The sequence below is a fragment of the Bifidobacterium sp. M0404 genome, assembly GCF_016101415.1.
Lineage (GTDB): Bacteria > Actinomycetota > Actinomycetes > Actinomycetales > Bifidobacteriaceae > Bombiscardovia > Bombiscardovia polysaccharolytica.
The window spans coordinates 1-9,213 of sequence record NZ_JACFQP010000009.1; the positions used below are offsets into that span (position 1 = coordinate 1).

The 9,213-nt window shown below is 63.9% G+C and carries 6 protein-coding genes and 1 pseudogene; 3 read left to right on the top strand and 4 right to left on the bottom strand.

The genetic code is table 11. The features are described from left to right. A pseudogene (locus H3T93_RS08935) lies at window positions 1-155 on the bottom strand (DNA starvation/stationary phase protection protein); the annotation flags it as partial. Between the two features lie 215 nt (window positions 156-370). Then, a complete protein-coding gene (locus H3T93_RS08940) occupies window positions 371-1,750 on the bottom strand; it encodes a hemolysin family protein (RefSeq protein WP_232348800.1) in 1,380 nt (459 codons plus the stop codon). 158 nt (window positions 1,751-1,908) lie between these two features. Here H3T93_RS08940 and H3T93_RS08945 point away from each other — a divergent pair, with 158 nt between their 5' ends. Further along, window positions 1,909-2,472, top strand: coding sequence for a redoxin domain-containing protein (locus tag H3T93_RS08945; protein WP_144178619.1), 564 nt, complete (start codon window positions 1,909-1,911; stop codon window positions 2,470-2,472). 120 nt (window positions 2,473-2,592) lie between these two features. Beyond that, complete coding sequence (locus tag H3T93_RS08950) at window positions 2,593-4,344, top strand: FAD-dependent oxidoreductase (protein WP_110416654.1); 1,752 nt, start codon at window positions 2,593-2,595, stop codon at window positions 4,342-4,344. A gap of 348 nt (window positions 4,345-4,692) precedes the next feature. On the opposite strand, the gene H3T93_RS08955 is transcribed toward H3T93_RS08950, so the two are convergent. Continuing rightward, window positions 4,693-4,920: a hypothetical protein gene (locus tag H3T93_RS08955; protein WP_144178617.1), complete on the bottom strand. Its 228-nt coding sequence runs from the start codon at window positions 4,918-4,920 to the stop codon at window positions 4,693-4,695. 207 nt (window positions 4,921-5,127) lie between these two features. Here H3T93_RS08955 and H3T93_RS08960 point away from each other — a divergent pair, with 207 nt between their 5' ends. Continuing rightward, window positions 5,128-5,304 carry a hypothetical protein gene (locus H3T93_RS08960; RefSeq protein WP_181415519.1) on the top strand — a complete coding sequence of 59 codons (177 nt, stop codon included), beginning with the start codon at window positions 5,128-5,130 and terminating at the stop codon, window positions 5,302-5,304. A gap of 516 nt (window positions 5,305-5,820) precedes the next feature. Here the strand turns inward: H3T93_RS08960 and H3T93_RS08965 are convergent. Next, a partial coding sequence (locus tag H3T93_RS08965; RefSeq protein WP_232348801.1) for an RCC1 domain-containing protein occupies window positions 5,821-9,213 on the bottom strand: 3,393 nt, incomplete at its 5' end.

The window sequence follows — 9,213 nt, forward strand, 5'->3', positions numbered from 1 at the left end:
TGAATGCCGATGAATTCCTTGCCCTTCATGTTCCAATGGGCGTGCTTGAGGATCAGGGCAGTCTCCTGTTCCTGGCTCAGACGGCTCTGCAGGATGGCGATGACCTTCTCGCTGGTCGCTTCGTCGAGTCCCGGTACGGTAAAGTTCAATGCCATAATCGCTCCTTAAAATATGAAATTATGCCTGCGGTCGGGTCAGCCCGACCTTGTATCTCCAGACTAGAGGAAAAAGCAAGGAAACGCTTGGATTTTGCGGGAATCAACCAGTGAAATCATTCACGGACCATCGGCTACGCTGACAGTCATTTTTCCTTGACTGGCGTGAGGGCGGTCACCGGCTGACTGCTAGCCAAGCACTGGCTAGAGGATAGCTAGGCTCCGGTAACAGTATCGCCTCGGCCCGCGTTGGATTGGCCGTCTCCGCCGCCGTCGTTATCATCGCCAGCCTGGTCCTCGGCCTCCTGCCGCCGCCTGACCTCGATGGTCTCGATGCGCCGACCATCCACCTTGGTCACCACCATGTCATACCCGTCGTCGGAGTGGATCACGTCGCCCACCTGTCCCATCCGTCCGGTCTGGGCCAGGAAGTAGCCGGCCAGGGTCTCGTAGGGGCCATCCTCCAGCTCGATTCCGGTGAGGTCGGCGAAGTCCTCGATGGTCATGCCGCCGTCGACCGTGGCGACTCCGTTGACGAAGGCGGTTGCCTGGGGATGGGCCGGGTTCTGCTCCTCGGGCAGGTCGTACTCGTCGCGGATGTCGCCCACCAGCTCCTCGGTCATGTCCTCCAGGGTGACGATGCCGTCGGTGCCCCCGTACTCGTCGATGACCACGGCCAGGTGGATGCCCTTCTTGCGCAGCTTCTCCAGGCTGGGCAGGAGCTTGGAGGTGCCGGGCAGGGCGATGCCGGGCCTGGTCACGTCGGCCACGGTCTTGGCACGGGGATTGCGCACGTCCATCAGGTCGCGCACGTGGACGAAGCCCAGCACGTCGTCGAAGTCGCGTCCGGTCACCGGGTAGCGGGAGTAGGGTTCGTCGTGCACGAATTCGACCGCCTCCTGCAGCGGCATGTCCCCGGCTATGAAGACCACATCGGCCCTGGGGCGCATGACCTCGGCCACGCTGGTCTCTGAGGCATCGAAGACGTCGCCCAGGATCATCCGCTCGTCCTTGCTCAGGTTGGTGTTGGAGGAGACCAGCATCCGCAGCTCGTCGTCGCTGACCTCGGTATCGGTCTGCTGGGGGTCGAAGCCCAGGATGCGCACGATGAGGTCGGTGTTCTTGCCAATCAGCCAGATCAGCGGCCTGCACAGGGTGGTGAAGACGTCGATGGCCGGAACGACGGCTCTGGCGATGGCTTCGGTGCGCTGCATGGCGATCCGCTTGGGCACCAGCTCGGAGATGACGATTGAGCAGTAGGAGATGATCAGGGTCAGGATCACCGTGGTCAGGGTGCTGGCCAGGCCCTCATGCACGCCCCACCTGGTCAGGACGGGCACCACGTAGGGGGCAATGGATGATGCGCCGAAGGAGGCCGACAGGAAGCCCGTCAGCGTCACGCCGATCTGCACGGCGGAAAGAAAGGTGTTGGGGTCGCGGGCGATGCGGGCCACCCGGGCGCCGCGCGCGTCCTGTTGCTCCATCTGCTCCAGCTGCGAGCCTCGCAGGGAGACCAGCGCCAGTTCAGTCCCCGAGAAGACGGATCCGAGCAGGAGAAAGAAGAGAATGAGCAGGATGTTCAGCCATAATGCCATGCCTCTAATGCTAGGGTATGGGCGCCCCATGTGCCCTATGTCACACCCCAGCGGCGAACCTCCGTCTTCCCCATGCAGCGCTTCCTGACTAGCATGAAATACGGAGACAGGTTCGGCTTCAGGCCGACGTTCCCAATGCTCCCGAAAGGATTTTTTTCATGTCACAGCTTCAGCACGAATTGGTTGAGTTCACCACGCAGGCCTACCAGGATAACAAGACCTTCCCGGTCTCAAAGAAGGATCTGCTGGGCCACTGGTCCCTGCTCTTCTTCTACCCTGCAGACTTCAGCTTCGTCTGCCCCACCGAGCTGGAGGATCTGGCCAGCAAGTACGAGGACTTCAAGAAGATCGGCTGCGAGATCTACTCCGTCTCCTGCGACACCGAGTTTGTTCACAAGGCCTGGCACGAGGCCAACGAGAAGATCGCCAAGGTTCAGTACCCCATGCTGGCCGATCCGACCGCGACCCTGGCCAAGGATCTGCAGACCTACAACGAGGCCGAGGGCAAGGCCGAGCGTGGTGACTTCATTCTGACCCCTGAGGGCAAGGTTGTGGCCTACGAGGTCATCTCCTCCAACGTGGGCCGCAACGCCGACGAGCTGCTGCGCCGCGTCCAGGCCTCCCAGTTCGTCTATGAGCACGGCGATCAGGTCTGCCCTGCCAAGTGGGAGCCCGGCGAGGACACCATCGAGCCCAGCCTGGATCTGGTCGGCCAGCTCTGATCCGCAGCTGCCAACATCGGGAACTCGCCGATCGGAAGCGACCAGGGCGGGTTCCCTTTTCTGTATTCACGACCAGCATCCAAAACAGCACATCCGTGCATTCCTTCGGAAGAGGCATTCATGACGGAAGACAAGAATCTTTATGACGTGGTCGTCATCGGTGGCGGCCCTGCAGGTCTGAGCGCAGGACTCTACCTGGCCCGGGCGCGGTATCGCACCCTGATCCTGGAGAAGGACGACTTCGGCGGTCAGATCACCATTACAGCCGACGTAGTCAACTATCCAGGCGTGGCCAGCACCGACGGCCGCAAGCTGACCGAGACCATGCGCCAGCAGGCCCAGAACTTCGGAGCTGAATTCATGAGCGCCGAGGCCACGGGTATCCAGGCCCAGGGTGACATCAAGGTGGTCCACACCTCCCGGGGCGACCTGCGCACCTTCGGCATCCTAATCGCCACCGGCGCCAGCCCCCGCAAGGTCGGCTTCCAAGGCGAGCAGGAGTACGCGGGCCGCGGCGTGGCCTACTGCGCCACCTGCGACGGCGAGTTCTTCACTGGTCGCGAGGTCCTGGTGGTAGGCGGCGGATTCGCAGCCGCTGAGGAGTCGGTCTTCCTGACCAAGTACGCCACCAAGGTGACCTTGCTGGTGCGCGAGGAGGATTTCACCTGCGATGCCGCCGTGGCTGACGAGGCCCGGAACAACGACAAGATCGAGATCCACTACTCCACCGAGCTCAAGGGGGTCTCCGCTGGCCCCGGCGGGCTGGTCGAGGCCACTATCCTGGACCGGAAGAGCGGGCAGACCACCACTTGGAAGCCCCAGGACGGCGGCACCTTTGGTGTCTTCGTCTTCGCCGGCTACGTGCCCCAGACCGGCATGCTCAAGGGCGTGGTGGATCTGGACGACCACGGTTACGTGCTGACCCACGACTACCTGGAGACCTCGGTGCCGGGCATCTACGCCGCCGGGGATCTGCGGGTGAAGAACCTGCGCCAGGTCATCACCGCCACCTCCGATGGGGCTGTGGCCGCTGTGGAGCTGGAGCGCTATGCCTCCAACATGTCTGACAAGACCGGCCTGGTACCGCCGCGTCCCGAGGATTCCCCCTACGCCCGCTCCGAGCGGCAGGCCGAGAACTCCGCCCTGGCCTCGGGCACTTCGCCCGCGCCCGTGGCCCAGGAGCACGACCAGGCCCCGGCCAAGACCTCCGGCTTCTTCGGACCGGACATCCGCAAGCAGCTGGATATGGTCTTCGGCAAGATGACCGGAAAGCTGGAGCTGGCCCTGGATCTGGACGGCAGCCAGGTCTCCAAGGAGCTGGAGGCTTTCGTGGACGAGCTGGTCGGGCTCTCCGATGGCAAACTGACCGCCAGGGTGGACTCCCGCACGGACGAGGACGGCAAGGACTACGATCCTGCCGGCGACCTGCCCGATGCCCGGCCTAGCGTGCGCATCTGCCGTCTGGACGACCAGGGCGTCTCCCAGCCGACCGGGCTGGCCTTCCATGGCGTGCCCAGCGGCCACGAGTTCAACTCCTTCGTCCTGGCCCTATACAACGCGGCGGGCCCCGGCCAGCAGGTGGATCAGCCCACCTCGGACCGGATCGATGCCATCAAGGACCAGGTGGACGTGATGATGCTGGTCTCCCTGACCTGCACCATGTGCCCGACCACGGTCCTGTCCGCCCAGCGTGTGGCGGCCCAGAACGGCAAGGTGCGTGCCGAGGCCTACGACCTGGCCCACTTCCCCGAGCTGAAGGACCAGTACCAGGTCATGAGCGTCCCTTGCATCGTGATCCGCAAGGATGGCCAGGAGACCGTGGAGTTCGGCAAGAAGTCCGTTCCCGAAATGTTGGATCTGATCGGGGCCTGACCTGGGTCCGAGCCTGAATAGAGCCTGAGAAGGCGCTGGCGTCAATGCCTTTGTGGCGTGACGTCAGCGCCTTTTCTGATGAAGGCCCCTGAATTACGTTGATGGAAAACTGCTGATGCTATCCACAATCTACACGGTCCGCCATATTCATGGCGCATGTGGTGACCGTTGTCGTCATGGCGGCTCGACAGTATGGAATGATTACGCTCTGTCCTGCTGCGTTCTGACCAGTCTCCCGACCCAGACCACCACCTTTCGGTCCTGGCACATGTCATGATGTCCCCAGACCGCAGCCGTGCCATCCTAGTTCACGTCCAGTTGGACGAATCCCCGCAATAATCATGGTGTTCATCTACGTATTCCTAGCCTGGACCTCAAGGCCCGGTATCGGCTTGCCTGGACTGGCTCCTCCAATCCCAGGGCTTCGTTGGAGCGCTGGACCCGACTGGTCCGCTGGGCACCGCCGAGGTCACCGGCACCTATTTGAAGCGTGTGGGCATCCGCATATCCTGCTGCCAGCCTGAGACCATCCGCCTGATCGACCTGGTCCGGCTCTGACCGGTTGCCATCTGACACCACAAGGATGAATGAGCACTGAATCATGAACCCAGCCAGCCTTAGCCTGGGAGAGCTGGACTGGATTACGCTGACCACCGAAACCGACAAGGAGACGGCGATCGCAGACCCTGGGCTACATTCGCCAGGACATCGCCCAGCCCGAACGGCTGGCACTTCTACGACCGGAGCCTGACCACCGACCAGGAGGGCCAGCTCAGACAGGCCTTGGCCCTGGCCTCGACCGGCGGCGCCCATGCAATCCCTTCGGACTGGCTGATCAACGACTGCCCTGAAATTTGGACTGACGACGACGGCGCTCGCCGATACTCCTGGTATGAGCCGGCTGGCCTGGAGTTCGCGGACATGCCCGAGCGCTACGACGGGTATCTTTCCGCCGTCTAGAAGTAGATGGCGGCCGTGCTCGGTTGGGATGGGCACAGCCGCCTGTTCGCCGGATTGCAGTGATGGGAATCCGGCCTTACTCGTGCGAAGCACAGCGGGGAATATTCGATAACGACATTTACAGAGCCTCCCAAGAACTCTGCCGACTGTCTCCCCAACAGACGGTGCATGTCATTCGTTTCTGCATCTTTGTACAGTGATACAACCCTATCATCGCGCAATGACTATGACAGCCGGATCCAGTGTCGGCGGAACTCAAGGCTGGCGGAATCTGTAAACAGCGGCCAGGCTGACTGGGGTTGTGTGCCCGTGGCCGGCCTGGCCGTGTTACCCTCTCTCCCAGGCGGAGGCGGGGGCGTGCATGCCTATCCTCGGCTTCTGCCTGCGGAAGTGTGGTGGGGGCGCGGGAGGGAGTGTCGGCTCCCTTGGGGTTTGAGCCTTCAGTGACACTTTTCCTCCCTGCTCCCCCTGTATGGGCCGGGGGCGGGGGGATTGTTACGCCGCCCCCGGCCGCTCTTACTCATACGAAGCATGTGATAGTTGGCGTGTTTCCCGCCGGTGGCGGCGAGATGCCAGCACCCCGCCCATGCCGGTCATGCCCGTGGCCAGGGCGAGCAGGATGCCCTCCCCGCCCGCCCGGGGGAGCACTGCAGGCAGGTACGTGTAACGGAGAGAAGTGTCCGGCTGCTGGGGTGTGCCGCCCAGCGTGTAGTCCACGCTGACCGTGACCGTGCCCGGCGCGTGTGCAGGCGTGAGCACGCTGACGCTGCTGCCATCACCGCGCATCAGGCCTGTTGCGGCGGTCTGGTCGAATCTGACGCCGGTGATCACCAGCTTGAATACCACCGGAACAGGAACAACACTGTAGCCTTTTACATCAGGATTGCTGAGCGAGCCAAAGAAGTTGTTTCCCCAGGCGTAGGCGTTGCCGTCGCTGCCCAGGGCCAGTGAATGAGTGTTTCCGGCGCTGACCTGCAGGTAGGTGAAGTCCGTGGGCGTGCCTGCAGGCTTGCCCACTTTGACCGGCGTAGGCCGGTCGGTTTGCGTCCCGTCGCCGAGCCTGCCATACATGTTGTATCCCCAGGCGTAGGCGTTGCCGTCGCTGCCCAGGGCCAGCGAATGAAGGTATCCGTCGCTGACCTGCAGGTAGGTGAAGTCCGTGGGCGTGCCTGCAGGCTTGCCTACTTTGACCGGCGAAGTCTTTTGAGTGGTCTTTGTCCCGTCGCCGAGGCCATAGTCGTTGTTTCCCCAGGCGTAGGCGTTGCCGTCGCTGCCCACGGCCAGCGAATGATCGGTTCCGGCGCTGACCTGCAGGAAGGTGAAGTCTGTGGGCGTGCCTGCAGGCTTGTATACTTTGACCGGCGAAGTCTGCTTGGAGGTATCGGTGATCGTGGTTGCCCCGTCGCCGAGCTGGCCGTAGCTGTTGTTTCCCCATGCGTAGGCGTTGCCGTCGCTGCCCAGGGCCAGCGAATGAGTGTTTCCGGCGCTGACTTGCAGGTAGGTGAAGTCCGCGGGCGTGTCTGCAGGCTTGTCTACTTTGACCGGCGTAATCTTTTGAGTGGCGGTTGTCCCGTCGCCGAGCTGGCCATAGTCGTCGTATCCCCAGGCGTAGGCGTTGCCGTCGCTGCCCAGGGCCAGCGAATGATAGTATCCGGCGCTGACCTGCAGGAAGGTGAAGTCCGTGGGCGTGTCTGCAGGCTTGCGTACTTTGACCGGCGTAATCTTTTGAGTGGTCTTTGTCCCGTCGCCGAGCTGGCCGTAGCCGTTGCGTCCCCAGGCGTAGGCGTTGCCGTCGCTGCCCAGGGCCAGCGAATGAAATTGTCCGGCGCTGACCTGCAGGTAGGTGAAGTCCGTGGACGTGCCTGCAGGCTTGCTCACTTTAGCCGGCATAGTCCGGGTGGTGGTTGTCCCGTCGCCGAGTTGGCCATTGCCGTTGATTCCCCATGCGTAGGCGTTGCCGTCGCTGCCCACAGCCAAGGAATGATAAGAGTATGATGCGCTGACCTGGTTGAACCTGATGCCTCGGCTGGTGTCCGGCGGGGTGATGGTGGTGGTTTCCTTGCCGAACTGGCTGCCCTTGTCGGGGCTGATGCTCCATGTGCTGTCGGGGTCTTTGAAGGTCCAGTGGGCGGTGAGGGTGAGGTTTTGGGTGACGGGTTTGCTGAAGTCGTAGGCGACCTGCCCGGTGAACCATCCGTCGAACTGGTAGCCTGGGCGCGTCGGGTCGGGGGAGGGGCGCTGGACTCTGCCGTAGACCGGCTGGATGCTCTGGTCCTGTGGGGGCGGGTTTCCTCCGCCTGTGTCGAAGCGGACCGTGTAGGCGGAGCCCTGGCGGAGGTCTCTGGTCAGGGTCTGGTCGACGGTGTACGTAAGGCTTCTGGTGAAGGGCTGGTCGTCCTGCCTGCCGGTGATGGTGATGGCGGCCGGGCCGGGCTGGCGGGCGGGGATGTCCGTCTGCCAGGCGTCGCCGGTCCTGCTGAGTTTGAGCGGCTGGCCGTCCATGCCGGCTGTTTCCAGGGTGGGCGCTGTGGCGGTGCCGAGCCGGGCCGGCTGGCCGGGCCGGCCCTGCCCGTCCAGGCTCCACTGGTATAGGCCGCCCTGCCTGCTGGTGGCGGTGATCCTGCCGCCTGCAAGGACGGCCTGCGTGTAGGCCCGGTTCCCGTCGTCCGCCCGGGCGGGCGCTTCGCCGGGCTTCCAGGCCCAGACGCGGCCGTCCCTGCTGGTGATGACGGCCTGGTCATTGCCGGTGGTGATTCGGCTGGCCTTCAGGTTTTCCGGCAGGCCGGCGGCCGTAAGGCTGGTCGTGCCGTCGGCCTGGTGCCAGGCCTGCCCGTCCGCGTCCAGGAGGAGGAACCCCTGGTTGAGGGCCTGGGCCTGGACGATACGGATTTGTGTGTCCTGCCTGATGCGTGCGGGCTTGACGTTGCCGGTCTTGCTCGCGTCCCAGGCCCAGGCCTGCCCGTCCGTGTCCAGGACGAGGGCCCGGCCGCCGGAGGCGGCGGCGGTGACGGCCCGCGCCTGTCCGGGCAGGCCGGTCGTGGCCTGCTCCAGGAATTTCGGGTTCGTGTTTTGACCGTCTTTCCGGCTGGCCTGGTAGGCGTGGACCTGTCCCTGCCGGTCCACCGCCAGCAGAAGGTCGCCGTCCATGCTGATGCCGGTGAATCGGGTGTCCTGGTTGGCATCGAGGATGGTGGGTGTCGATTGTCCGTTGGCCCAGGCGTAGATCCGCTGGTCGGATCCGAGCGCGGCCTGCAGCCGGCCGCCTGCCGCGGCCTGCAGCCAGCGGAACCCGTCGGGAGCCTGGGCGGGGAAGGGGACCCGCTTGGGCGCGCCCTCCTGCGTCCAGGTGTGGATTCGCCCGTCGCCGGTCAGGCCGACTGTCTGCTCGCCTGCGGCCTGGACGTTGACGTAGTAGGGCTCCTGCAGGCTGGGCGGGCTGATGGTCAGCCGGGCGCCGGCGGCGGGCCCGTGGTCCGGGCTCAGCGTCCAGTCCGTGATCCTCGACCATTGTGCTTTCAGGGTCGTGTCCTGGAGGATGGGAGTCTGGAAGTCGAAAGGCTCGCCGTCAAGCGTCCACCCGTCGAACCGGAAGCCTTCGCGTACAGGATTCTGTTGTGGGGGAGCGGCGAGGGTGCCGGTCTTCACGGTTGACTGTGTTGGCTTGCTGCCGTCGGCAGGGTCGAAGCGCACCGTGTGCGCGGCCTGATCGCTGGTATCGGATGGCTTAGTTGGAGCGGGTTCTGTCTTATCCTGATCGCCCGTCGTCGATGACGGGGTGCCCGTCGTTGGGTTTAATGGTGTGGTGGCTTGTATCGGCGATGGTGTGGGCAGTGGGGTGCTGGTTGTGTTGCTGGGGAGAGTGCCGGGGGTTTGCTCAGCTACGCGAGGGGTCTGACGACCCCCCCCCCC